Source organism: Arthrobacter sp. 2MCAF15 (genome assembly GCF_052115605.1).
In the GTDB taxonomy this organism is placed as follows: Bacteria; Actinomycetota; Actinomycetes; order Actinomycetales; family Micrococcaceae; genus Arthrobacter.
Window position 1 is genome coordinate 49,173 of record NZ_JBFRGZ010000019.1, and the last position, 25,904, is coordinate 75,076.

The 25,904-nt window shown below is 64.0% G+C and carries 18 protein-coding genes and 2 pseudogenes; 3 read left to right on the forward strand and 17 right to left on the reverse strand.

From position 1 onward, the window contains the following. Positions 1-11 precede the first annotated feature (11 nt). The gene (locus tag AB4089_RS18580) at positions 12-803 is read left to right on the forward strand and encodes a TIM barrel protein (protein WP_441410750.1); all 792 of its coding nucleotides are present in this window, start codon (positions 12-14) and stop codon (positions 801-803) included. A gap of 40 nt (positions 804-843) precedes the next feature. On the opposite strand, the gene AB4089_RS18585 is transcribed toward AB4089_RS18580, so the two are convergent. The 14 genes and pseudogenes from AB4089_RS18585 to AB4089_RS18650 form a co-directional block, all read right to left on the reverse strand. Then, on the reverse strand, positions 844-1,626 hold the full coding sequence (locus AB4089_RS18585; RefSeq protein WP_441410751.1) for an SDR family NAD(P)-dependent oxidoreductase: 783 nt from the start codon (positions 1,624-1,626) through the stop codon (positions 844-846). A 73-nt stretch (positions 1,627-1,699) separates the two neighbouring features. After that, positions 1,700-2,662, reverse strand: coding sequence for a LysR family transcriptional regulator (locus tag AB4089_RS18590; protein ID WP_441410752.1), 963 nt, complete (start codon positions 2,660-2,662; stop codon positions 1,700-1,702). Positions 2,663-2,741: 79 nt separating this feature from the next. After that, positions 2,742-6,476, reverse strand: a complete 3,735-nt coding sequence (locus tag AB4089_RS18595; RefSeq protein ID WP_441410753.1) for a family 43 glycosylhydrolase — start codon at positions 6,474-6,476, stop codon at positions 2,742-2,744. Positions 6,477-6,488: 12 nt separating this feature from the next. Continuing rightward, positions 6,489-7,351 (reverse strand): annotated as a pseudogene (locus AB4089_RS18600) (sugar phosphate isomerase/epimerase family protein). A 13-nt stretch (positions 7,352-7,364) separates the two neighbouring features. Further along, positions 7,365-8,531 carry a Gfo/Idh/MocA family protein gene (locus tag AB4089_RS18605; protein WP_441410848.1) on the reverse strand — a complete coding sequence of 389 codons (1,167 nt, stop codon included), beginning with the start codon at positions 8,529-8,531 and terminating at the stop codon, positions 7,365-7,367. A 94-nt stretch (positions 8,532-8,625) separates the two neighbouring features. Further along, a complete protein-coding gene (locus AB4089_RS18610) occupies positions 8,626-9,729 on the reverse strand; it encodes a sugar phosphate isomerase/epimerase family protein (RefSeq protein ID WP_441410754.1) in 1,104 nt (367 codons plus the stop codon). Next, complete coding sequence (locus AB4089_RS18615; protein WP_441410755.1) at positions 9,726-10,121, reverse strand: C-glycoside deglycosidase beta subunit domain-containing protein; 396 nt, start codon at positions 10,119-10,121, stop codon at positions 9,726-9,728. Before AB4089_RS18615 ends, AB4089_RS18610 begins: the two co-directional genes overlap by 4 nt. Beyond that, a complete protein-coding gene (locus tag AB4089_RS18620) occupies positions 10,118-11,686 on the reverse strand; it encodes a GMC oxidoreductase (protein ID WP_441410756.1) in 1,569 nt (522 codons plus the stop codon). The genes AB4089_RS18615 and AB4089_RS18620 overlap by 4 nt, the downstream gene beginning before the upstream one ends. Next, the gene (locus tag AB4089_RS18625) at positions 11,683-12,459 is read right to left on the reverse strand and encodes a TIM barrel protein (RefSeq protein ID WP_441410757.1); all 777 of its coding nucleotides are present in this window, start codon (positions 12,457-12,459) and stop codon (positions 11,683-11,685) included. The genes AB4089_RS18620 and AB4089_RS18625 overlap by 4 nt, the downstream gene beginning before the upstream one ends. Before the next feature lie 106 nt (positions 12,460-12,565). Continuing rightward, a complete protein-coding gene (locus tag AB4089_RS18630; RefSeq protein ID WP_441410758.1) occupies positions 12,566-13,429 on the reverse strand; it encodes an ATP-binding cassette domain-containing protein in 864 nt (287 codons plus the stop codon). Beyond that, positions 13,426-15,279 carry a dipeptide/oligopeptide/nickel ABC transporter permease/ATP-binding protein gene (locus tag AB4089_RS18635; protein WP_441410759.1) on the reverse strand — a complete coding sequence of 618 codons (1,854 nt, stop codon included), beginning with the start codon at positions 15,277-15,279 and terminating at the stop codon, positions 13,426-13,428. The genes AB4089_RS18630 and AB4089_RS18635 overlap by 4 nt, the downstream gene beginning before the upstream one ends. Further along, positions 15,276-16,217: an ABC transporter permease gene (locus tag AB4089_RS18640; RefSeq protein WP_441410760.1), complete on the reverse strand. Its 942-nt coding sequence runs from the start codon at positions 16,215-16,217 to the stop codon at positions 15,276-15,278. Before AB4089_RS18640 ends, AB4089_RS18635 begins: the two co-directional genes overlap by 4 nt. A gap of 53 nt (positions 16,218-16,270) precedes the next feature. Continuing rightward, a complete protein-coding gene (locus tag AB4089_RS18645) occupies positions 16,271-17,800 on the reverse strand; it encodes an ABC transporter substrate-binding protein (protein WP_441410761.1) in 1,530 nt (509 codons plus the stop codon). A 193-nt stretch (positions 17,801-17,993) separates the two neighbouring features. Then, a complete protein-coding gene (locus AB4089_RS18650) occupies positions 17,994-19,268 on the reverse strand; it encodes an ROK family protein (protein ID WP_441410762.1) in 1,275 nt (424 codons plus the stop codon). Between the two features lie 299 nt (positions 19,269-19,567). Here AB4089_RS18650 and AB4089_RS18655 point away from each other — a divergent pair. Together AB4089_RS18655 and AB4089_RS18660 are read left to right on the forward strand one after the other, a co-directional pair. After that, positions 19,568-19,861, forward strand: a pseudogene (locus AB4089_RS18655) (hypothetical protein); the annotation flags it as partial. Positions 19,862-19,933: 72 nt separating this feature from the next. Beyond that, positions 19,934-22,375, forward strand: a complete 2,442-nt coding sequence (locus AB4089_RS18660; RefSeq protein ID WP_441410849.1) for a family 78 glycoside hydrolase catalytic domain — start codon at positions 19,934-19,936, stop codon at positions 22,373-22,375. Between the two features lie 303 nt (positions 22,376-22,678). Here the strand turns inward: AB4089_RS18660 and AB4089_RS18665 are convergent, their stop codons facing one another. The 3 genes from AB4089_RS18665 to AB4089_RS18675 form a co-directional block, all read right to left on the reverse strand. Further along, a complete protein-coding gene (locus AB4089_RS18665; protein WP_441410763.1) occupies positions 22,679-22,921 on the reverse strand; it encodes a hypothetical protein in 243 nt (80 codons plus the stop codon). Between the two features lie 364 nt (positions 22,922-23,285). Then, a complete protein-coding gene (locus tag AB4089_RS18670; protein ID WP_441410764.1) occupies positions 23,286-24,617 on the reverse strand; it encodes an MFS transporter in 1,332 nt (443 codons plus the stop codon). Positions 24,618-24,661: 44 nt separating this feature from the next. After that, the gene (locus AB4089_RS18675; RefSeq protein ID WP_441410765.1) at positions 24,662-25,891 is read right to left on the reverse strand and encodes a M20 metallopeptidase family protein; all 1,230 of its coding nucleotides are present in this window, start codon (positions 25,889-25,891) and stop codon (positions 24,662-24,664) included. Positions 25,892-25,904 lie beyond the last annotated feature (13 nt).

Sequence of the window (25,904 nt, forward strand, 5' to 3'; positions counted from 1 at the left end):
AGGAACACACCATGCTCACGCTTACCGCCAACCTCGAACTGAACTTCCCCGACATTGCAGACGTGCCCTCGCGCATCGAGGCGGCCAAAACGGCCGGCCTGGACGAGGTGGACATCTGGACTACCTCCGATAAAGATCTGCCAGCAATCAAATCAGCCTTGGACGCGACCGGAACACGGCTGGTATCCATCCTCGCCGAACCCCGAATGGACATCGTGTGGCCGAACGCAGACCTCGAGAAGTTCCTCTCGGGCCTGGAACGCTCCATCGAGGACGCGCGCTTCCTGGAGTGCCCCTTCGTTATTGTGGACTCAGGGCTCGGTTTCCCTGGCCAGATCCGACGCACTCAGCTCGACCGGCTCGCGGAAATCTACGCCATCGCCGTGGACCGCGTGCGCGGCTCCGGCATCACCATTCTGCTCGAGTCCGTGAATACCCGCGTTGACCACCCCGGGCTGCTCCTGGACCGCAACGCCGACTGCATGGAAATTATCCGTACCGTCAATGACCCGTCCCTCCGCTGGCTGTTCGACGCATACCACTCCTTCTCCGAAGGCGAGGACTACGCGAAAGAGTTCGCCGCGGGCGCTGACCTCGTCGAGTATGTGCACCTGGCAGATGCACCGGGGCGAAAAGAACCGGGGACCGGAGTGGTGGATTGGTCCGTTTGGCTCGACGTGATCGAGAAGAACGGCTACTCGGGATCGATCGGCCTGGAGTTCACCCCCACAACCGACTTCTCATCCTCTGTCGCTTACTTCCGCTCCCTGGTCGAGGCCAGGAACCTCGCCCTTCAAGCCTGAGGAACCGCCACCGGTCAGGGCACGCGAATCTACCTTCCAGCTAGCCCGGCAGCACGGCCGACCAGCCGCCGTCGACCATCAGGTTGGCGCCCGTCACGTATGAGGCTTCGTCGGAGGCCAGGAACAGCGCGCACTTGGCCACTTCTTCCGGGGCGCCGATCCGGCCCAGCGGGATGCTGCCGGCGATGGACCGCATGGGGTGGTCGGTGGCCAGGAGGTTGCCCTCGGTGGCTGCGGTGCGGATCATTCCGGGGCTGACAGCATTGACGCGCAGTCCATGCGGAGCCCCTTCGGCCGCGAGCTGCCTGGTCATGGCCACCACGGCTCCTTTGGTGGCGGTGTGGGCTAGCCGGCCGTTGGTCATGGAACCGGTCACTCCTGCTGTGGATCCCACCAGCACGATGGCGGCATTCTGCACCCGGATCAGTTGCGGCCAAAAGTATTTGACCGGCAGGAACACGACATCCATCTCGTGTTCAACATTCCACTTCCAGTCGGCAAACGTGAGCTGCTCCACCGGTGCGAAGCGGGTGACCGCGGCGTTGGCATACAGGATGTGGACCTGGCCGTGGTTTGCGGCCACTTCCTGCGCCCATGCCGCCACGGCGGCCTCGTCCGTGAGGTCAACCCGGCTGCTGTTCATCCGGCCCCCGGCTGCGGTGACCTGGCGGACGGTGGCCGCGGCGCCGTCGTCGTCCATGTCGCAGCCGACCACTAAGGCCCCTGCCTCCGCGAAGACGAGCGCCGCCGCCCTGCCTTGGCCGCTGGCCGTTCCGGTGATGACGGCGGTTTTGCCGGCCAGGCGCTGGCTGGAGACAGGCATAAGGGGATCCTTCCGAAAGATTGCTTCTTCGACTTTCGCAGGGATGGTCCGGATGGGGAACGGCGCTTTGAGTCTAGGTGGTATCCGTCGCACGGATAGTCACCGGATGAGCGGTGACGGGAAAGAGCTCGTGCAGCCGCGAACAGGCCCGCTGGACCACGGAACGCAGCCAGACGCTGGCAGGGTCCTCCGCCTGGGACGGGTGCCAGTACATCGCTTCCACGAGGGACGCTTCAGCGTCTTCGGAGAACCCCAGCACAGCGATTTCGGCGCCGCGCTGGGCCCGTGCTGCCAGCATCCCCGGGACCAGGGCCACCAGGTCCGTCCCTTCCACCAGCAGCGGCAGGGACAGGAACCCGGCCACCACAGCCACCACGCGGCGCTGAATGCCCCGCGACTCGAACAGCTTGTCCGCCGGGGTGCTGATTCCCTCCCCGAAATAGCCAACAGCGTGCGGAACGGTGGCCAGGTCCTCGAGGCTGAGCCGGGGCTGCTGGAGCAGGTGATTCCCGGCGTCAGCCACCGCCACGAAGCTGTCCCGGAAGAGCTGCTTGCTCGCTCCCTGCATGTGGTACCCCGTGGGCCCGATCAGCAGGTCGATTTTCGAGTAGTCAGCCATCTGGCCCTGGATCCCGGACTTGGCCGTGGGAACGAAATCCACTGACACGCCGGGGGCCGCCTCGCGCAGGATCCCCCGCAGCGGTCCCACGATCAGCGCCGCCGCGTAGTCCGAGGCCGCGATGATGAATTCCCGCTCGCTCGTCGCGGCGTCAAAGCCGGACCGTATACGCGTGGCCCGCTGGACGTGAAGCATCGCTTCATCGACCAGCGGGACCAGGGACTGCGCGAAGGGCGTGAGGTCATACGTGCGGCCGTTCCGCACCAGGAGCTCGTCGTCGAAATGGCGCCGGAGCCTGGCCATTGCGGCGCTGGTGGCTGGCTGGCTGAGCTGGAGCCTTTCAGCTGCCCTGGAGACGTTCCGCAGTTCCAACAGGACCTGCAGTTGGGGCAACAGGTTCAGGTCCAGGTTCTTCATACCCATAGGTTATCCGTGCCCCGGTTATCCGTGCCCCAAGCCCTCGTTCGCGGCGTTGGGAACGGTTTCCCCCTCTCCGTCAGTCCGCCAGGACGCGGTATTGGAAATTGCGGAAACGTACACTTCCAGTGCCAGCAGAGAACAGTGCGGGCCGAAGGCTGAACAGCTCATCGGCTGTATTGGTGTTGTACCCGGTGACGTCGAAGCGCAAGCCATGCCTGGTCCAGTCGACTCCGTCAAGGCTGTAGTACTGGGTGACGATGTGGCCGTCATTGACAATCCGCAGGTGGATGACGCTGGCGGACGGCGCCGGCTCCGACCAGTAAAAGATGGACTTCCCGGCGCGGTATGTGCTCATCTTGTCCCCGTCGTGGCCCATGCCGCAGAAGAGGCGGTCACTGTAGTACAGCAACAAGCCTCCCTGCGCCCCGTCCCGCAGCTCCATGTCCACACGGATCTCGTAGCGGCGGTCCCCCACGATGCAGGTCAGGGGCGAGCTGTCCGCTGGGCTTGTGCCCCGGGCACGGAGGACCAGCCCGTCATCGAAGGACGAACGGAGATACTCATCCTTCGACGGTGCGTGGAAGGACCACTGGATGCCGAAACGGGGTTCCGAGAAGTCGTCGCTGAGTACAAGTCCGCGCGTACCTTCCCCGGCCAAGGATGCCGGCGGAAGGGGTGCGGGCATTGGCACCGAGAGGTCTCCGCCCATGGCCTTGGGCCAACCATCCCCGCCCCACTCGATGGGCTCGAGCAGCGTCTGGCGTCCCAGGGTGGCAAACCCGTTCTCGTAGCCGTGGAACACGCTCCACCATTGGCCGCCCGGCCCCTCGAAGAGGGTTGCATGCCCTTTGCTCCACCACGGTTCCGCTGAATCCCAGGTCTTGATGATCGGGTTGGCCGGACAGTCCTCCCAGGGCCCGTGAACCGAACGCGAGCGGGCAACGGTGACCATGTGCCCGGTGGGCGGACCGGCCGTACCGCCGACCGCCGTCGTGAGATAGAACCAGCCATCACGCTGCGTAAGTTTGGGGCCTTCGAGGGCGTAGGCCTCGGTGATCCAGTCATCCGGGTAGCGCCAGCCGTCGTACACATGCTCGATGGCTCCATCCGTGGCCAATCCGTCAGGTGTCAACGGCACCCGGCTGACACCGCTGAGGAACAGGTAGCGGCGCCCATCTTCTCCCACCACGTGTCCCGGATCGATGTGGCCGGTGATGGCCATGCTCTTGGGCTCACTCCACGGACCGGCCATGCTTTCAGCGTGAATGACATAGATCTGCGGCGGCCCAGTCGGATCCGGCGACAACGCCGTCGGAATGACAGGGACGTAGATGAAGTAGGTTCCGTCGACCTTGCACATGTCCACTGCGAAGACATTCCCGATAGGCGCCGCAAGGGCGGGTCCCAGGGGTTCCCAATTCAACAGGTCACGTGAGTGCCAGATAATAAGCCCCGGTGTGGATTCAAAGGAGGAAAAGGTCAGGTAATAGTCATCGCCGTCACGCAGAATGGCAGGGTCCGGGTGGTCACCCGAAAAGACCGGGTTGATGTAGGAGCCATCCTTCAGGTCAGCCCGGCGTTGCCCTTCCGGACCCGTGGCCAGGCCGGGCACCTCCCGGGGCTCAGGCGAATCGTCGGTAACCACCAGTTGGTAGGTCTGGTGGGTAGTTCCGTTGCCGACCGAGATCACAAAGTCCCCCGGTTCGACGACGAACTCCCCTTCCGGGTTGTTGGTCCAGAAGCCGAGATCTTCGATGTCGACCGCCAGCGAAACAGTGCGAGCCTCGCCCGCAGGTACGAAGACACGGTTGAAGCCGCGCAGACGCTTAACGGGCTGGGCCATCGATGAGACACAGTCGGTAACGTAAAGCTGCACCACCTCGTCCCCGTCCCTTTCCCCGATGTTCCTCACTGTCGTCTCAAACGTCATTGAGCGGCCGGACTGCAGTTCCGCGAGTGAAATGCTCAAGCATTGCGGTGGCACACTCTCGAGCTCAAACCCGGTGTAACTGAGCCCAAAGCCGAAGGGGAATTGAGGCCCCAGCTCGAGGTCCATGTACTTTGATTTGTAAAAGTCGTCGGTGTTGTTGGGACCTGTGAGCCCAATGTCGGGCTGATCATCGTTGAGGCTGCCGCCTGACCGGGCGGGCCGTCCGGTGGATTCGTGGTTGTAATAGATGGGGATTTGCCCCACCGCACGAGGGAAGGACATCGGGAGCTTTCCGCCCGGGTTCACAGCTCCCGTGAGGACGTCTGCGATCGCGTCCCCGGCCTCGGAGCCCAAATGCCATGCCAGCAGGAGGGCGGGGCAGGCGTCGATCCACTCCCTGACGATGAGGGGACGGCCCGTCATCAACACGACGGCAAAGGGTTTTCCCGTTTCCGCTATTGCGTGAATCAGTTCTTCCTGGTCGCCGGGAAGGTCGAGGGAACTCCGGGAGCTTGCTTCCCCTGACAGTGCGCTCGGCTCCCCTACGGCGACAATGACGACGTCGGACTCCGCGGCGGCCCGCCGCGCCTCCTCCTGAAGCGCGGCATCTGCGGAGGTAAACATTCCGCCGGGGAGGGAGGTGATGCTGCACCCGGGCAGCGCAGCCTCAAGGGAATCTGCGATGGAACGTTTCGTGGGGGCCGCAAAATACTGGACCCAGGCACCAAGGTGATCGGTACTTTGGGCGTAGGGACCTACCACCAGAACACGTTTGCCGTTCGCGGCCAGCGGCAAAATATTGTCGTCATTCTTCAGCAGCACCGCGCATCTGGAGGCCGTTGAGCGGGCCGCCGCCAGCGTCTTTTCGGTCGGTCCCGTCGCGGCTGAGCTCTCGTCCACGTAGGGGTTATCGAACAAACCGAGGGCCTCCTTCAGCCGAAGGACCCGGAGGACCGCGTCATCGATCCGGGCCGGATCCACCCGGCCCTCCGGAATGATCGGCACGCCATCGATCAGCAAGGATCCGCCCATTTCCACGTCCAAACCCGCGCCCAGGGCAAGTCGTCCGGCGTCGGCCGCATCACTGGCGATGCCGTGCTGGACGAGCTCCCCGACTCCACCGGCATCGGCGACGACCACTCCGGCGTGCTGCCACTCGGACTTCAGCACATCAGTGAGCAGCTCCCGATTCGCGTGCATGGGCACTCCCGAGACGGTGTTGAAACTCGCCATCACGCTTCCGACTTTGGATCTGACAGCGGCGCGGAACGGCTCCAGGTAGATGTCCCGGAGCCGCTGGACCGAGATGTCAGCGGTGTTGTAGTCCCGTCCTCCTTCGGCGGCACTGTATCCGACGAAGTGCTTGACGCAGGCAGCAATGGAGGTCCCCGAAGCAAGGCTCGAACCTTGGTACCCGTTGATCTTCGCCACGCCGAACACGGCATTCAGATAAGGATCTTCGCCGAAGCCCTCCACCACCCGGCCCCATCTGGGGTCCCGGCTGACATCGATCATGGGCGAGAACGTCCAGTTGACACCCGCCGAGCGTGATTCCATCGCTGAAATGCGCGCGTCAGTCGCTGCCACCTCCGGGTCAAAGCTTGCCGCCTGCGCAAGCGGCGTCGGGAAGATGGTGAATTGACCATGCACGACGTCCAGCCCGATAAGAAGTGGTATCCCGTGCCGGCTTTGTTCCACTGCTGCGCGCTGCAGCGCGTTGGTGTCCGCTGCACTTGCTGGCCAGAAGAGGGCGCCCGCACCCCCGCTGGCAAGCTTCCGGGCATCGGACGAATCCGGTTTCCAGACGATTTGGAGCTGGGCAAGCTTATCGGCATAACTCATCCGGGCAAGGATCTGCTCCGGTGTTCGGGTCGGGTTCATGACTCGGTCTTCCTACTTGGTGCTGAAAGCGGCGTCGAAAGCTGCTGCGGAGGGTTCATAGCCGGAGAGCCGGCGCACGAACGCGAGCGCCTCGGGGGCGCCAGCCATCCGGTCCATGCCGGCGTCCTCCCACTCCACGGACAGCGGACCGCGGTAATCATTGGCATTAAGCATCCGGAACGGATCCACCCACGGCACGTCGCCGTGGCCTGTGGAGATGAAGTCCCAGCCGCGGCGAGGATCAGCCCAGGGCAGATGCGATGAAAGGCGGCCGTTGCCGAGCCGCTTCTTCGTGTCCTTGCAGTGCACGTGGTAGATGCGCTCCTTGAAGTCCCACAGGAACCCCACCGGGTCGATGTCCTGCCACACCATGTGGCTCGGGTCCCAGTTCAGCCCAAAGGCCTCGCGGTGACCGATCCCCTCCAGGGTGCGGTGCGTTGTCCAGTAGTCATACGCGATCTCGGACGGGTGGACCTCGTGGGCGAACCGGACGCCGCACTCCTCGAAGACATCGAGGATGGGGTTCCACCGGTCGGCAAAGTCCTGGTAGCCGGCGTCGATCATCTTTTCGGGGGCGGGCCGTCGCCCCATACGACGTCCGACAGGATGCCGCGGTGCCGTTCGTCGATCGGGTCGTCGCAGACAGCCTGGCCCTTGAGGTGGTTGGAGATGGTCCACACCTTGAGCCCGTGGCGTTCAAGGATGTCCAGCTGTCCCTGCACATAGGCGTCGTCACCGCAGCGCCAGGGGTCCAGGTGGTCTCCCCAGCAGGCGATCTCCAGGCCGTCATGGCCCCACTCGCCGGCTAGCCTTGCCACCTCCTCGAACGGCAGGTCGGCCCACTGGCCGGTAAACAGTGTGATTGGTCGTGCCATCTGCTTCTTCTCCTCAACCCGCCAGCACGGGAACGCCGGCAGCGACCTGCGTCCAGGCGGAATCATTTTCGGAGCTGCGCTCGACGGCCTCGAGCACCCGCTGCACCCTCAGCCCGTCAGCGAACGACGGGTGCGGGTCGACGCCGCCCATGATGCCCTCCACAAGGTCCTTGACCTGGTGGGAGAAACCGTGTTCGTAGCCGAGCATGTGCCCTGCCGGCCACCACGCCGAGACATAGGGATGCTCCGCCTCGGTGACCAGGATCTTCCTGAAGCCCTGGCGGTCTGCGGGTGCCGTCCGGTCGTAGAACTGGACGCTGTTAAGGTCCTCAAGGTCGAAGGCCAGGGCCCCTTCGTCTCCCGAGACCTCGATTTCCAGCGCGTTCTTGCGGCCCGTGGCAAAGCGTGATGCCTCGAAGGACGCGAGTGCCCCGGTTTCGAAGCGGCCGGTGAAGATGGCGATATCGTCCACGGTCACCTCGCCGTAGCCTGCACCGGAAGTGCCGGAAAGCCCGGAACCGGAATCCAGGACAGGCCGCTCCTTCACGATGGTGTCGATGACCCCGGACACCTCCCTCAGGTTCAGCCCGGTCACGAACTGGGCCAGGTCAATGGCATGGGCACCGATGTCCCCCAGCGCCCCGGAACCGGCGTGCTCCTTCTGCAGCCGCCAGGCCAGCGGCATCTGCGGATCCACGAGCCAGTCCTGCCGGTAGGAGGCGCGCACGTGGTTGATCGTCCCCACGGCCCCTTCGGCGATGAGGTTGCGAAGGAAGGTGATGGCTGGAACGCGGCGGTACGTGAAGCCCACCATCGCCCGGATGCCCCGGGCCGCGGCCCGCTCCGCAGCCTCGGCCATCGCTTCGGCTTCCGCCACCGTGTTGGCCAGCGGTTTTTCGCACAATACGTGTTTCCCGGCTTCTAGCGCCGCGATTGCGATTTCGGCGTGGGAGCCGCCGGGGGTGACGATGTCGACGACGTCGATATCGTCCCGGACGATCACGTCCCGCCAGTCTGTGGCGGATTCGGCCCAGCCCCACTTATGGGCAGCGGCAGCCACGGCTTCGGCGTGGCGGCCCACGATCACCGCCATCTCCGGCTCGGCAGGCAGGTCGAAGACCCGAGGCGCGGTGCGCCAGCCCTGGGAGTGGGCTGCGCCCATGAAGCCATAGCCGATCATGGCCACCCGCAGGGGTGGCGCCCCGGCAGTACCGGCGGGGCGCTCGAGGGCTGCCCCTGCGATGCTTGCTGACATGTCGTGATCCTGCTCTTTCTTAGCCGCGGACGGGCTGTGCGAGGTGGCTGTTGAGGATGCGTCGGGCTTCTGCAGGGTCTGTGATCATGGCCGAACCGGCGTCTGCGGCAGCCGAGCGCTGGACGGCCTGTTCACCGCGGATGATCTCGAACGGGTCCTGCCAGTTGTTCCAGTGCCAGCCTTCGTATTCGCTGGAAATCGCACCGGAGTAGCCGTTCTCCACGAGCTGGCGGACCAGGCCACGGACCGGCACCGAGGGCTCTTCGCCGTTCTCGTCAATCCCGAAGAACTTGCCGTGCACGTGGCGTACCCAGGGCATGATCTCGAGCCAGGTGTCCAGCGATGCCGGACCGAAAAGCCCGGTTCCGTTGATTCCGAAGTCAATGCCCAGGTCCGGGCGTCCGTTGCGGGCCGCCAGGCCGATGAAGGCACCAAAGCGCTCACCGTGGACCTTCTGGGTGATGGGTGGTCCTTCGGCGTAGAAGCCGTTCCACAGGTCGACCACCTGCCGGAGCAGGTCCTCCGAAGCGCCGCGACGGCGATACGCCTCCAGAAGAGAGGGCGCAAAACCGGTCACGGTGGCACCCCAGTCTGCGGTGAAACCCAGCAGCGGCGAATTGAGTTTCTCGTAGCGGTCGCGAAGGGCAAGAATTCGCTCGTGCGCACCATGCTGGTCAGCATGGACTTCCAGTGCCAGGGTGACACCGTACTTCTCCGCCACGGGTAGCAGGCTTTCCATGGCGTCGGGGGTCAGGGAGATCTGTACCCGGGCAATCGGGAAGCCGAGCCTGGCCGCCACTTCGATTTGCCCTCTCATGTATTCGACGAGCTCGTCGTGGTTCATAAGCCGGTCGCGGCGAAGGCCGGTATCAACGTTGACGGCGAGCGAGGTGGGGATCAGGTCTACCTCGGCCACCAGATCGCGGAAATGCCCAACGAAGCTGTCCTCGACCCGCTCCGGGAAGCCGCGGAGGCTGGAGAATCCGATGACTTCAAGGCCCGGGCCGAAGCCTTCCGCCGCCACCTTGCGGATCAGGCCATCGAGGTCGTACTGCCGGGAGTGGAAGGCCCGGGTGAAGCTGTAAAGGGTAACGCCCTGGATCGGCGTGCCGAGGCTGATCATCGCTGTGCCACCTTCATGGTCTTGGTGTCGTGCTCGTCGATATGCAGCACGCCGTGGTCGGTAATGATGTAGGGGATGTAAAGCTTCAGGTCCACCCGGACCTCGTGCCCGGACTCGTTGTCCTGGACCGGGACCTCGCCGGAGAGAACGGCTGAATCCAGCGGGAACCACCATTCCCCGGTCTCGTCCACAAGTTCGTCGAAACGAAACGTGCGGTTGTTCATGGTCCAGCGCAGTGAATCCGCCGGGGCCTCTACCCCGTCCACGGTCAGCGCCGCACCGGCAATGCAGGATCCGGGCAGCGCCCGGTACCAGGGGATACGGACTTCGACGGCGGTACGGCCGTCCTGTGTAGTGAGTGTTCCTTGCTCGATCAAGCGGTCAGCGATCATCGAGGGCTCCTTATCTGTGTTGTCACGGACCCAGGGACGGCCAATGCCGTCCCCAGCTCCTCGGAAATCTTGCGGGCGCCGCGCACGGCAAGCGCCACGGACGTCAGCGTGGGGTTGCACGCCGTAGCGGTGGGAATGACGCCATTACCGGCCACGAAGAGGCCGGAGACCTGCCAAACCTCGCTGTCCGGCGAACACACGCTCTCGCCGTCGTCCGTCAGGCCCATCCGCGTGGTGCCCTGGTAGTGCAGCGACGCTCCCGGTGGGAGGACAAACGGCCGCGCGTCCAGGGGTTCGCCAACCGCATTGCCGAGGCGGACGATTTCATCCTTCGCGCGTTCCAGCACTTCGTGGTCCCGCTCAGTCAGTCGGTAGTGGATGCGCATGGCGGGCATCCCGTAGTAGTCGCGGGCGTCGTCGTCGAACGCCACCCTGTCTTCCCGCTGGAGGTCCTTGGCACAGAACAACCCAAGGCCCACGATGGATCCCGGGACGATCCGGTCATCCTCGGCGAGCGGGATCGGGGACGCGTCAAGCTGCATGATCTGGCCGTGGAAAGGCGTTTCGTCAGTGAAAGGAACCCACGACACCCCGCTCTGCTCCCTGAGTGCACCGTCAGCGGCTGGCGGAATATTGGCAGCCGTGACATCGCGCAGCCTGCTGGCGAACACCACCTGTGGCTGGTCGTTCAGGTACCGGCCCAGTGCGTCGGGCCGGATGCCGGAGGCCCACAGGAGCTGCGGCGTGCGCAGGGCATCAGCACCCACCACAACATAACGTGCGGTCACCTGATGAGTGGTGCCGGTGCGCCGGTCCTGCACCTCGAGGCCGGTGGCAGTACCGTCCTCCACCAGCACGCGGGTCACCAGCGACTCGTCAAAGAGCTCAAACTGCGAATTGTCCCGGGTCACGTCACCCATCACGACGTCGGACCCGGACCAGACCAGGCCCCCGTCCTGGCGCCGGTGTACAGCAAGAGGCATCGCCTGGACACGGTAGGCAGGGTCACGGCCCGAGTCCACGGCGGCCGCAAGGCGTTCGCGGACAACATCTGCGAAGGGGGCATCGTCGAAGGCGCGGCTGGTGACTCCCAGGAGGCGGCCGGCGTCGTCGAGAAGCTGTTCCAGGTCCGGGAGGAAAGCAATGCGCTCCTCCCCGCCCGGCCGCGGGCAGGCGGCGGTCCAGTGGGCAGCCATGCCGCCCACATTGCTGGACATGGCAGCCACGGGCAGCCCGTCCTCCCCGGGGAACGCGAAGCCGTCCTCCAGCAGGTAGGTTCCGGGCCGGGCCCGGCGTGCACCGCTCTTGACGGCGCCGGGCGAGACCACGGTTTCGGCGCCCGCTCCCGGTCCTTCCGAAGCCCGCTGCGCGAGGCTGCGGCGTTCCGGATCCTCAATGTTTTTGACGTGCGCGCCCGGCGGGTTGCTGACCGTGGGGCCAACTTCGAACATGGCGATGGTGGCACCGGGGGCTTCCTCGCTGAGGATCCGGGCGTACGCCGCTGCGGTGGGGCCGCTGCCAACGATGGCGACATCGACGGCTGTGGGGTACCGGTTGCTGCTCATGACGCCGCCACCAGATTCTGGATCATCCGGACGGACTTTGCCGATTCGATTGTTGGGTAGTACTCCAGGCCGATGGGGCCGTCGTATCTGCTGTTCTGCAGATCTGTGAGCCGTGCCGCCCAGTCGATGGCTCCGGAGCCTGGTTCGCCGCGGCCCGGGGCATCAGCGATCTGAACGTACTTGATCGTGTCCCCGGCGTTGGCCAGTTCGGCAGCCACGTCCTCCCCCTCGACCGTTGAGTGGTACAGGTCGTAGACAACGCCGAAGTTGGGCAAACCTACTCCCCTGGCCACGTAGACGGCTTCCGCGGTCCGGTCCAGCAGTGCCCCGGGGTGGTCTACACGAATGTTCAGTGGCTCGAGGACCAGCGTGATGCCGGAGCCTTCAATCTGGGCGGAACCCTTGGCAAATATCTCGATCAGCTCGTCCAGCTGGTCCTGCCGCTTACGGCCACCGAACCCTGTTCCTGCCTGGACAACCATCCGCGGGCACCCCAGCAGAAGGGCAGTACTGACACCCTCATCGAGGCCGTGGAAGAAGGGTGAGTGGTCCCTGGGCGGGAGCATGAACTGCATGCGCGGCTCCGCCAGCTGGGCTGTGAGCTGGACGCCTGTTTCCTTGAGGGCGTCCTTGAGGGCGGGGAGGTCCTTGCCGGCGGGACCCCACATTTCCACGGCACCGAAGCCGGCCGCCGCCGCGGCCCGGACCCGGGCGGCGGCACTGTTGCCTGCTTCGGTAAACATGAGGTCTATGTTCGGGGCGAGTTGGAACATTGTGTTCTCCTAGAAGATCGAGGCAGATGAGGGCGCGACGGAGCTGCCCGCGGCCGCAACGGATGGTCCGTGGCCGGCAGCGGGAGGTATTAAACGCCGTGTCCGGCTAAGTGGCCTGCATTGTTTGGGCGAGGAGTTTCCGCGCGGCCCTGCGTTCGGCCTGCCGGGCGGGATTGGCGACGGGGGCCGCGAGAAGCAGTTGCTGGGTGTAGGGATGCACAGGGGTCGAGGTGACTTCCGCGGACGGTCCGTGCTCGACGATGCCGCCGCATTTCATGACGGCAACGCGCTGGCTGATGTGGCGGACCACGGACAGGTCGTGGGTGATGAAGAGGTATGCCACACCCGTCTGCTCCTGTATTTCCGTAAAGAGCTGCAGCACCCGGGACTGGGTGGACAAATCCAGCGCGCTGACCGGCTCGTCGCAGACGATCAGCTTTGGTTCACGGGAAAGGGCCCGGGCAATGGCAATGCGTTGCCGCTGCCCGCCTGAGAATTCACGGGCCAGCCGGCGTCCTGAATCCGCCGGCATGTGCACGCGGTCCAGCAGTTCACGGACCTTGCGTTCAGCCTCGGCACGGGACGTGCCTGCGACCAGCAGTGGTTCGGTCAGGATGTCACCCACCGCCATGGCAGGGTTCAGGGACGTGTAGGGGTCCTGGAAAACCACCTGGATGTCCTTGCTCAGGCGGCGCCGTCTGTTTCTGTCGAGGCCGGATATGACGCTTCCATCGAAGGTGATCTTGCCGCTGCTGATGGGAGCCAGGCCCAGGACGGCGCGGCCCAGGGTGGATTTCCCCGACCCTGATTCTCCGACCAGGCCCACTGTTTCGCCGCGCTGCACGGACAGCGAAACACCGTTCAAGGCCCTAAAGGGCTTTGCCCGCCAACTCCGCGAGGGATATTCGACCACCAGGTCCTGGACGTCGAGCAGGATATCGGGGGCGCTGATTGCCGTGTCGGTACTCATAGCTGCGCTTCCTTCCGGGGGGCCGGACGCCCGGCGTCGAGCATGCTGTAGCCCACTGGCCCCGCCGAAGCGGGAGTGGTGTCTTCCAGGGAAGCCGCCAGCAACTCGCGGGTGTATTCGTGGCGGGGGCTGGCGAACAATGCCTCGGCCGTGGCCGTTTCGACGATCCGTCCGCGTTGCATGACGGCGACGCGGTCGGCGAGATCGGCCACCACGCCGAAATTGTGGGTCACCAGGATCACGCCCATGTTCCGCTCCGACTGGAGTTCACGGATCAGGTCGAGCACCTCCGCCTGGACGGTGACGTCGAGGGCAGTGGTGGGCTCATCGGCGATCAGCAGGTCAGGGTTGCAGGAAACGGCTCCGGCGATCAGTACGCGCTGGGCCATACCACCGGAAATTTGGTGCGGATAGGCATCAAAAACGCGGCCTGGCTGAGTTATCCCTACACGTTCAAGGAGCCGGATCGCTTCGGATTTTGCCTCTGCACGCGACATTCCCAGGTGGTGCCGCATGGGTTCGGTGAGTTGGCTGCCGATCCGGAAGGCAGGGTCCAGGTTGGACATCGGTTCCTGGGGTATATAGCCGATCCTCTTGCCGCGCAACTGGTTCATCGCCGCGGCGCTGCACTCCCGCAGGTCAACGCCGTCGAAGATCATCCGGGACGCCGAAGTGCGGGCATTTGCCGGAAGCAGGCCCAGTACGGAAAAAGCCGTCTGAGATTTTCCGGAACCTGATTCCCCCACCAGTGCCAGGATCTCGCCGCGACGGAGTGAAATATCAATCCCGTGGACCACAGTCCCCTCGGAGCCGTCGGCTTTGGGATAGCCAACCTTGAGACCCACCACCTCCAGCAGCGCATCCGTAGCAGGGCGGCCGGTCGCGCCGCCCTCGGCAGCCTCAATCACGGTGGCGCCGCCGAAGGTTTGCGGTGCCGGGTTCGGCCGGCTGCGCGGAGGCCGGGAGGTCCCACCCTCCAGGACGTCACGCAGGGAAGTCCCGAGGAGGCTGAAGGCCGTCACCGTCAAAATGATGGCCAGACCCGGCCAAAGGAGCAGCTGCGGACTGGTGTACACGTTCTGGAATGCGTCGCTGAGCATACCACCCCAGCTCGCCTGGTTCGCTGATCCGAGCCCCAGGAAGTCCAGGCCTGCCTGGATGGCGACGGCGATCCCGGCCAACTGCGCCGTCTGGATGATGGTGGGCGCCACCACTACCGGCAGAACGTGCCGGACCATGATGCGCCCGTCCCCCAGGCCCGAGACTCGCGCCGCGTCAACATATAGCTCTTCGCGGACCGCGACGACGGAGGAGCGGACCAGCCGGAAGACCGCCGGGGCTATGATGACCCCGAAAACCGTCATGGCAAGTTCGGTGCTCCGTCCAAACTGGGCAAGGACAACAAGGAGGACCACAATCGCGGGCGCTGCCATGAGCAGGCTGCTGATCCAGCTGGCCACGGCGTCGAACGCGCCTTTGTAGTAGCCGGCGATTACACCGGCCGGAAGCCCGAGCAGGACGGCCATTCCCGCCACGATCAGGGATCCCGTAAGGCTTGTGCGCCCCCCATAGAGCAACTGGGCGAGGACGTCCCGGCCCACCCCGTCGGTGCCCAGCGGGTGCTCGCCGCCGGCCGGTGCCAGGGCGTTGGCGATCTGCGAGGCAGTGGGGCTGGCGGACGTGAACAGCGGAGCGGCAATGCTGGCGGCGATGGCCAGCCCAAGGTAGGCGAGGCAAAGGAGAGCGGTCTTGTCGCGGAGCAGCCGGCGAATAACACCGGGCCTTGGCGGTTCGAGCACCGCCGAGGATATTCCGGCCGCGCCGCCGGCCTGCGGATTGGTCACGGTCATGATGCACGCACTTTCGGGTTGAGGAAGCCCAGGGCGATGTCAACCATCAGGTTCACGATCACTACCAGGACCACCATGACGACGACGACCCCCAAGACCACCGGCACATCGCCCTGCCCGGCGGCTCCGGCGGCGCGGCCGCCGATGCCGGTGAGCGCGAAGACCTTTTCGATGATCACTGCGCCTCCGAGCAATGCGATGAACTGTAGGGACAAGACGGTGAGGGACGCCGGAGCCGCATTTCGCAGCGCATGCTTGAGCAGGACACTCCTGGCGGGGATTCCCCTGCTTCGGAGCGTTCGGATGAAGTCCTTCTGCAGGACATCGATCATTGAGCCGCGCGTCTGGGTGGCAACGGTGCCGATTGCCCCGATGGCCAGCGCCACTGAGGGCAGCGTGATGGATGCCAGCCAACCGCCTGGATCATCGGCAAAATTTACGTAGCCAAGCGCCGGGAACATCTGCAGCTGCACAGCGAACACGACGGCGAGGACGATCCCCACCAGAAAGTTGGGGACGGCAAAGGCGATAACGGAGATGGCCTGAAGGACCTTGTCCAGCCAGCCGCCGCGGATAGCAGCCACCACACCCAAGGCGATGCTCACCAAAGCGGTGAGCACGACGGCGGCGGTCACGATGGACAGAGAAACCGGAAGTGCCTGGGTCAGCAGGGTGGTCACGGGTTGGTTGTTGGCCCACGACGTGCCCAGGTCTCCGTGGAGGGCCGAGGTGAGCCAGTCGACGTATCGGACCATGGTGGGTTGATCCAGCCCCAGCTCCGCGTTCTTGGCAGCCACCTGATCGGCACTGGCGTTATTGCCCAGGATTCGCCGGGCGGGGTCCGAGCCCGCCAGCGCCGTCAGGAAGAAGGTGAGCGTGGATACTGCGAAGACCAGGATGATGCCGGCGCCGAGCCGGCGAAGCAGGAATGCAATCATTGCTTGCTCTCAGTCTGATAGGGGGATGTGGCCAGGCCGGCTCGGCGCGGGAACTACTTGGCGGGTTTGAAGTTGTACAGCGCCGGGACGCTGACGTTGGCCTGGGGTGTGACGGCAACGTCCTTGGTGGTCACGTAAGCGCCCTCCTCGAAGTACCAGGGGGCAAACCAGGCTTGGTCCACGACGTGCTTGTTCAGCTCGCGCAGCGCCGCATCACGGCCGGCGTCATCGGACTTCTCCGCCTTGTTCAGCAACTCAACGACCTTGGGATCGCTGACTTTGAACGGGTTGAAGAGGGCGTCCGGCAACAGCGTCTGCTGGGACGCGTTCCATGCACCGCTGGAAGTGACGGTGAAGAAATTCATAGGCCATTTCGCCGCGAAGATGCTTCCCACTACCTGATCGGCGGTAATCGGCTCGTAAGTGATAGTGATTCCGATTGCTGCCATTGACTCGGTCATGGCTGCCTGGGCTGCGGGGAAAACCGGAGAAAAGTCCGGAAGCTTCAGGGCGAAACCTGAACTGTAACCTGCCTCGGCCATCAGTTTCTTCGCCTTCTCGACGTCATACGGGTAGGCGTTCTCAAGGGAGGCGTCGTAGGCCGCCGTGGCGGGCGCGAAGATCTGGACCGTCTTCTTCCCGCGGTTGTCCCCCAACGTCTTGATGAGGCTGTCACGGTCGATCGCGTAGTTGATGGCCTGGCGGACCCTGACGTCGGCCAGAGCAGGGGCGAGTTTTCCTTCACGGTCCCACAGGTAGATGCCCGTCAAGGCTCCGTTCGTATAGGTCGTGACGTTCATGCCGGCGTCCTTGGCACCCTTGACAAAGTCGTTGGAGCTGGCCAGGGCGCCTTGCAGCTGTCCCGTGCGCATCCCGTTCAAGGCCGCGGTGGCGTTCTCCAGCAGCCTGATCTTGAGTTCGTCGTAGGGGTAGGCGGCTTTGTTCCAGTAGTCCGGGTTTCGGGTGAAAACGTAGCTGTCGCCGGCGGTTGATTTGCTCTGGTCCAACTTGTAGGGCCCCGAACCTACCGGGTTCGTTTTCAGGTCTGATTTGCCGAGGGCCTGAGGGCTGGCCATGTAACCGCTGGCACGGGAGAGGCTACCGAGCAGGGAGGGGTCTGGCTCCGCGAGTGAGAGCGTGACATGAGTTGCGTCTTTGACGTCGACGGCGGAAACGGACTTCAGGGCGGATCCGGCCTCACCTTTGCCGGTCTTGGCCTTCTCCAGGTTGGCCTTGACAGCGTTCGCGTCGAGCACGGCACCGTCGGTGAACTTAATCCCTTCACGGAGGGTGAGGCTGAGGACCTTCTGGGAGGAGTCGTAGGACCATTCCGAAGCCAGGTTGGGAACCGGCTCTCCCTTCTCGTTGATGTTCAGCAGGGAGTCATAGACGGCCTGGAAGTATTGGTCCGCGGGCCCATAGTTGGGCATTTCGCCAGGAACGTAGGAATTGGGGGTCTGGTACGTGGCCAGGGACAGCGACGTCTTGGCGGTACCGGCAGCCGAGGACGGGCCGCCGCAGCCGGTGGCTGCGATCAGGATCGTTGCCGCCGCTGCGGTGGCAAGGAAATTTCTTCTCTTCATGTCTGCTCCATTGGGACTGAGGAATCTCCGCGTAGTTCTTCAGGGCGGGGCCCTTTGGGCGCGGCCTGGTGCGGGTGGAAAGGAAAGGAAAGGAAAGGAATGGGGAGCGTTCCGGCGGGTAAGCTGGTGGACTCTTGAATGAGACTTTAGTTCCGCAGGAACATATGTGTCAAGAGATTATTTCGAGGGCTTATTAGTGCTGCCCCGCCACCCGATGGAGGCTCGCCGCCTGGCCCACTGGGGTTCCCTGTTCAATCCACAACCCCAATGAGGCGGGGGCAAACAACTGCTCTATGGCCAGCAGGCTGGCTCCGACAACACCCTCCTGGAAGTCCAGGGACGCAGGCCGCAGCGTGATCTTTTCCGTTGCCAGCTTGGTCGCGCGGCGCATGACCGTTTCCGCCAGCACTTCGAAAGCTTCGCCGCCACTGCGGAGCATGCCACCACCAATCACCACGACTCCAGGGTTGATGAAGTTGACCAGGCTGGCCACGGTGGCCCCGATCGTCCGGGCGCCCTGAAGGACGGCACGGGACGCGAGCGCGTCGCCTTTCGCGGCTGCGGTGCCGATGTCAACGGGGGTGAGACGCCCCTGGTCGGCAAGGCGTTTGGCCAGATAAGGACTCTCTCCCGCGAGCGGGGTCAGCTGGCGCACCAGGCCCCAACCACCGCTGACGGCCTCGAGGCAGCCGCTTTGGCCGCACCTGCAGATCAGGGTCGGATCATCACTCACTTGCACGTGCCCGATGTCCCCGGCAGCCCCGGTGTCGCCCCGGTAAACGTCCCCGCCGGAAACCAGCCCGGAGCCGATGCCGGTTGAAACCTTGATGTACAGCAGGTCGCGCCGATCCACCGGATGCCCCCGGTGCCATTCACCCAGGGCCATGAGATTGACGTCGTTGTCCACCCAGACCGGGGCGTCATACCTCTCCCGGAGCCATGACCGTACGCTGAATCCGTCCCATCCGGGCATGATGGGCGGGGCCACCAGCTGGCCGGTACTGAAGTCGACGGGCCCCGGAACACCGATGCCAATGGACCACGGCTCCGCCTTGGTCTTTTTCGCCAACCGCTCGAACATGTCCTGCAGCTGGGACATGGTGGCTTCTGGGCCGTCCGCAACGTCCCAGCTGCGATGCAGCGAGGCAACGGCGGTGCCATCCAGCGTTGAAATCGCCGCCCTTATTTCGCCCGCGCCTATCAAGCCGGCGAAGACGTGCCCCGCATCAGCCCTGAACCGGAGCAGCCGTGGTGCACGTCCACCGCCGGACGGCGCAAAATCCCCGTCCTCCATCAGGCCTACCGTCATGGCCTGCTGAACCCGCTGGGCCACCAGTTTTCTGCCAAGGCCCGTGGCCTGCTCAAGCGCGGGCCGCGTTAGAGCCTCGCCCGTTCTGACGAGGTTAACCAACTGCGCATAGACGAAAGCGTCCTGGGGCGAGGGGTGGGTGTTCACAGCGGTCTCCACGATACGAGGCTGCTTGTCATAAGCACTTTTGTTCCTGTAGAACTTATGTTACACATCACGCTGGACGGGCGAAAGCGTTTGCTGCATCGCCACCTGAAGGAAGTTGGGCAATGCCGTACCCCCATGGCGTGAACCCGACGGCCGTATGTGTCCCTGAAGCCGGCGTCGTCGTTCGAGTCAAGGAGATTTGATCTTGGCGAACACACCCACGCGAAATCGGCGGAACCCATAACGTCCAACCATGTGGCAGCCACTCCGGCCTGACCAAAAGCGACGGACAGAACAGGAATCAACTCAGAATGCACCGCGTAACCGATGTCCACGCAGAGTACCTCCGGGGCCCGCACACCTTCGCAGCCACTGCAACACCCCGTCTGAGCTGGCGGACCGAGACTGATACTCCCGGGTGGAACCAGAAGGAGGCCGTTCTCAGGCTCAACGTCAGCGGAAGAGAGCACGAAGCAGTTGTTCGTGGCCGCGAATCGGTTTGGGTCCCGTGGCCCTTCGAAGACCTCCGGCCATATGCGCCCGCTACTCTCAGCATCGCAACCGTAGGCCTCGATGGGAAACGATCAGGGTTCTCCGACCCCATTGACATCGAACTGGCCCCTGGTCTTGCTGACGCTTCATTGATCACTTGCCCCGTAGCCGATGAGAACACACCTGTGCGGTTCATCAAAGACTTCACCGTAGACGGGAAAATCGCGCGGGCAGTCTTGACGCTCACGGCCCACGGGGCCTATGAAGCGCAAATCGACGGCCAGCCTGTCGGCGACCATGCGATCGCACCGGGATGGACCACCTACCACAGCCGGCTGCTGAGCCAGAGCTTTGACGTGACCCGGCACCTCGGCGCGGGCTCCGGCCACCGTCTCGGCATGACGGTCGCAGCCGGCTGGTTCGGCGAGACCTACGGCTACTTTGGGCGCGGAAGCCGCGCCTACCAGGGCCCCCTTGGCGTCGTCGCCAACCTGCATCTCAGTCTGACGGATGGCCGGGAAATCGACGTTCCAACCGATGGATCATGGTTCGCAACGTCCCGGACCCCCATATTGTCTTCGGGCATTTACAACGGAGAAGCGTTTGATGCGCGTCTGGAGATCCCTGGCTGGTCCAATCACGATACGCAGCTTCCGGAGCTGGCTCCGGCGACTGTCACACAAAGGCCGCAGGATTACGTCAGGCCCGAAACAGCGCCGCCCGTTCGTCGGACCCAATACCTTGATGCTGTTGCCAGCACACCAGGCCCGGAGAAGGGCTCCTTCATCCTGGACTTCGGACAGAATATCGCCGGACGTGTCGAACTTCGCGTCCAAGGTGAACGAGGTACCGAAGTTACGTTGCGGCACGCCGAGGTCCTTGAGAACGGTGAATTGGCGACCAGGCCGCTCAGGAACGCAGCACAGACGGATCGCTATATCCTCGCGGGCACCGGGGAAGAAATCTGGGAACCTTCCTTCACCTACCACGGCTTCCGTTTCGTTGAGGTCAAAGGCTGGCCAGATGTGCACCCCGAACAGGGCATCCGAGCGGTCGCATGCGGCAGCGATCTCAAGCGGACCGGCTCGTGGAAGAGTTCAAGTGCACTTCTGGACAAGTTCCACGAAAATGTTGTGTGGAGTGCGCGCGCCAATTTCTTCTCAATACCTACCGACTGCACCCAGCGCGACGAACGCTTGGGCTGGACCGGCGACATCGCGGCTTTTGTCGATGCAGCGAGTTACCTCTTCGACGTCGCAGGGCACTTGTCTTCCTGGCTTGAGGACCTCGCCATTGGGCAGGCTGCTGAATGCGGAAATACGCCGCTCATTGTCCCGGCCGTCCTGCCCCCGTTCCCGTCGCCGATTGCTGGATGGGGAGATGCCACGACTATCGTTCCCTGGGCTCTGTTTGAGAATTTCGCGGACACATCGGTGCTTGAGCGGCAGTTTGAAAGCATGCGTTTGTGGGTCGATACCGTACTCAAGTACGCGGACGAAGACCTTGCGTGGTCCACAGGAGGACAGATCGGAGACCATCTTGACCCGACTGCACCACCGGACCGACCGACCGAAGCCAAGGCCGCCAAGGAAGTGGTCGCCTCCGCGTATTTGGCCCGCTCCCTGCGTCTGGTCGCCCGGACGGCCGCCGTATTGGGCAAGCGTGCCTTGGCGGATGAGTATGGGGATCTTGCCGACAGAAGTGCTACGAGCTTCGCGCGCCACTACGTAAGCCCTGCCGGGCGGATCATGTCCGATAGCCAGACGGCGTACGCCATGGCCATCGCGTTCGAATTGGCACCCAATACAGCTACCCGCAAGACCTTCGGTCGCCGCCTCGCCGAGCTGGTTCGTGAGAATGGTTACCATGTGGGGACAGGGTTCCTGGGCACCCCGTTCCTCCTAGGTTCCCTCCTGAAGGACGGGCATCACTATCAGGCCTCCCGGCTCCTCAATCAAACCGAGAACCCGTCGTGGCTCTATCCCGTCACGATGGGAGCTACGAGTGTTTGGGAGCGCTGGGATTCGCTGCTGCCGGACGGCTCCATCAACCCGGGTGAGATGGTCAGCTTCAACCACTACGCCTTTGGTTCCGTCGCACACACCCTATATGCCGGCGTAGCTGGCCTGGCGCCAGCCAAACCGGGTTGGGCCCGGATCAGCTTCCACCCTCAGCCGCTGGAAGGTCTGGACTATGTCGATGCGACGGTCGAAACGCCCTACGGACACGCAAAGTCCGGTTGGAGCCGCGAAGATGGCAAGATCCGCGTAAACGTTACGGTCCCCCCGAACACAAGCGGATACCTCACTCTTCCGGATGGCAGCGCAAAGGTCGAGTTATCAGCGGGCAGCCACCAGTTTGTGATCGATGCTGAAGAAAAGGTTCGGCCGCTTGCCCTGGACAGGATCCGGACTGACCTGGCGGCCATCATGGACGACGAGGCCGCGCACCGCACCCTAGTGGAGGCCGTAGGAAGGGCTGATGAGGGCTACCACCGCCGCCTGACGCAGCACACTCAGTGGAAACGGAACGAATATATCTCCGAGGCGCTGATGTTCGCTCCAGCGTCGGTCACAAAGGCCATTGATGAAGCCTTCTCCGAGATGAACTCTGCGCGCGGGCTGTAGCCGACCGCAAAGCCCTGGATGCGGGAGGACCTTCGCACCATACCGAGGAGCATGGTGCGAAACAGAGCCCGTGGAGCTGGACTCGAGTGAGCCGGCAAGACGCTGACGGTCGCCATATGGCGAAAGCCGGTTCTGGCAAAACGGCCTAGGCCGTCACATTGCCAGCGGACGAAAGGCGTCGCCGGAACCTAGAGGCCAGCTCCGGGATCAGGACGAAGCCCCACGCTAGCTCCTTCGATCGCAAGAAGATCCCGCTGTTGGACGATATTTTGTCATGCTGGACCACGTGTCTGATCAGGAGAATCACGGCCCATCTCCCACGGGGTCGCTCAACCAGATCTCATAGCCGCTGGCCTGGTCAACGAACGTGCGCTGATCGGCTGCGTGGGCTGCCAGCCAGAGGCCGGAGGCATCGGGCATGACCGTGTCAACACGGCCACGGCGTTGGGTGACTCCCCCGAACCGAAGTTCGACGAGTAGCCCCTCGAGTTGCTGCCATTCTTCGACAAAGCGAAGCGTTGCTCGACTGGAGATGTCTGATTGCACAAGTTCTCCTCAACATCTGTTCTGATCTTTTTGGGCATGGAACAACTATTACGGTGGGACCAATGACATGGCTTCCGTGCCTCTCCCGCAATCCGGGGCGACGCCGGTAAACGCTACGATCTGATGCGGTCGACGGCGCGGCTGATCGGGACACTGACGTTGTGGCCCGACCTGGCCGCCTAGGAGTCGCTGCCGGACGTGTCCCTCGATCGCAGGACGAATCGGCGGCGCCGAAATCATCACCGACGGCCCGGTCCATAGCCGGGGGTGTACACGATGTCCACCCTCTGGTTGAAGTTCGACAGTCGTTACGAGACGTCGTGTACTGATCAGCCCCTTGCTGAAGGACGCCCTTGCCGCAGGTCTATCCGGTGAGGTCCTTCGCCCGGGTTTCCGGAAGACTCCACGCGACCAGCGTGGAGATTGCCAGCAGAACCACCACATAGATGGTGAATGCTCCCGGACCGAAGGCGGCATTCGCCCAGTTCTGGAGATACGGTGCCGTCCCGCCGAAAACGGCCACGGCGACTGCGTAGGGCACAGCGACGCCCACTGTGCGGATCCGCGTGGGGAAGAGCTCTGCGAACACCGCAGGTGAGATGGAAAGCGTGGCTCCCATCAGGACAAGGATGAGAGTTGCGGGGAGGAAGAGTGACCCGAAGCTCTGACCCACAGTGTTTACCAGCAGCGGGAAGAGGATGATGGGCACGCCGGTGCCTATCAAAAGGCTGGGTCGGCGGCCGAAACGGTCAGAGAACTTGCCCCAGAACGGCAGGGAAATGATCAGTACGACGTTACTTAGAACGCTGGCCAGAAGTGCGGTTCCCTGGTCCATCTTGTGAATGATGACAGCCTGCTGCACCGCGCTGACAGACCAGACGTAGTAGCAGACGGTACCCCCGACGCCGAGGCCGATCACTCGGAGGGCGGAGCGCCAGTTACTACGGATCTCCGGCCACATCGGCTGGCGAACGGTGGCCTTGGCGGCGGTGAACGCCTCGGTTTCCTTCATCCGTGAACGGGCAATCAGGGTGTACAGGCCCAGGAGCGCGCCGACAACGAAAGGGATACGCCAGCCCCACGACTGCATGTCGGGCTTACTGAGGACTGTGTTCAGAAGCACCCCGAACAGCAGCCCGATCACAATGCCGGAGGTGCCGGAGACGTAGATCAGCGAGGACCAGAGACCGCGGCGGGATGCCGGGGCGGACTCTGCAATGTAGGTCTGGGCGGAGGGCATTTCACCACCGTGGGCCAGCCCCTGTAGGAGCCGGGCAGTGAGAAGCACTACGGCGGCCCAGGCGCCTGCGGAGTTGTAGGTAGGAACCAGAGCGATCATCAGGGATCCGAACGATGCGAGGCCCACGGTGGAGATCATCGACGCGCGGCGGCCAAGATGATCCGCCATCCAGCCAAAGAGGAGGCCGCCAACTGGGCGGGCAACGAAGCCTACGGCGAAGACAGCCATTGCCCCCAAAAGCGCCGCCAGGGGGTCTTTGGGGTTGAAGACCTCTGTGGCGAAGTAGATGGCGAAGGCGGAGTAGATGCCCCAGTCATACCATTCGAGAGCGTTGCCCATGCCGGTGGCGACGAGAGTCTGCCGCTGGGACTTGGTCGCCTTGAGCGATGCCCGGCCGGCCGGGATCTTTTCCTGCACGGCAAGGTGCGCCGCGCCGTTTGTTGTTGGGTCCATCATCAAAAGTCCTTGGTATTGGGGGAAGGATTGGGGTGGCGGGAAGGTCAGACGCCGGCGAGCTGGGCGAGTTGGCCCACGGCCAACTGGGTGTACAGGGCCGTACCGTCAACCAGTACGCTGTCATCGAACGCCGCGCGCGGGGAGTGGTTGAACGCCGCGTCCGGGCCGCCGGCAAGCGGGGTGGCGTCCAGGCAGATGAAGCTGCCCGGCACGCGGGCGAGGACGTCCGCAAAGTCTTCGGACCCGCCCAGCGGTGCGGCGAGCCGGTGGTGGCGTTTGGCGCCAAAAAGTTCGGTGATCTGGTCGGCGGCAAAAGCGGTCTGGGCCTCGTCCGTCACCGTGACGCGTCCCCCCACCTGATAGTTGATGTCGACTTCCAGCCCGTGGGCAGATGCGATGCCTTCCAGCAGGCGCGGAATGGCCGACTGCATTTTGGTTCTGGCCTCGTCGGAATACATCCGCAGGCTCGCGCCGAATTCGGCCGTGTCCGGAATGACGTTAATGGCCTCGCCGGCCTTGACCATTCCGACCGAGACCACCACGGGGTCGTGGGCGTTGAACTGGCGCGTGACCATGTGCTGGAGGCCGAGAATCATCTCCGCCATAACCGGGACGGGGTCCTGCGCCTGGTGCGGCGCCGACCCGTGACCGCCGCGGCCTATGACCTTGACGAAGAGCGCGTCCGCGGCGGACATCATGACCCCCGGTTTGGTTTCGAAGCGGCCTGTATTGCCGCCCGCGCTGAAGACGTGCAGGCCGTAAGCGGCGTCGGCCCGCCGGCCGGACAGCTCCAGGATGCCTTCCTCAATCATCATCGGAGCGCCCGCCAGCAATTCTTCGGCGGGCTGGAACATGAAGACGACGTCGCCGGCCAGTTGGTGGCGGCGCTCGGCGAGCAGACGTGCCGCACCGACGAGCATCGCCGTGTGCAGGTCGTGGCCGCAGGCGTGCATGCGGTTGGCCACCTCCGACGTGAAATTGATGCCGGTTTCCTCCTGGAGCGGCAAGGCGTCCATGTCTGCGCGTAGAAGAACGGCCGGCCGTGCGGCGCCGTCGGACGTGTCTCCGGCGGTGCCGCGCAGAACGGCGCCCACGGAGGTGAGGCCCTTGCCCAGGGTGATCTCTAGCGGCAGGTCTGCCAGCGCTTCGAGTACCTTCTCCTGGGTGCGGGGCAGTTCCAGACCCAGCTCTGGGTGGCGGTGCAGGTCGTGGCGCAACTGAACGATGTCGCCGTGGAGCGCGCGGGCATCTTCAAGAATTTTGGCGACGGACACGGAGTGTTCCCTT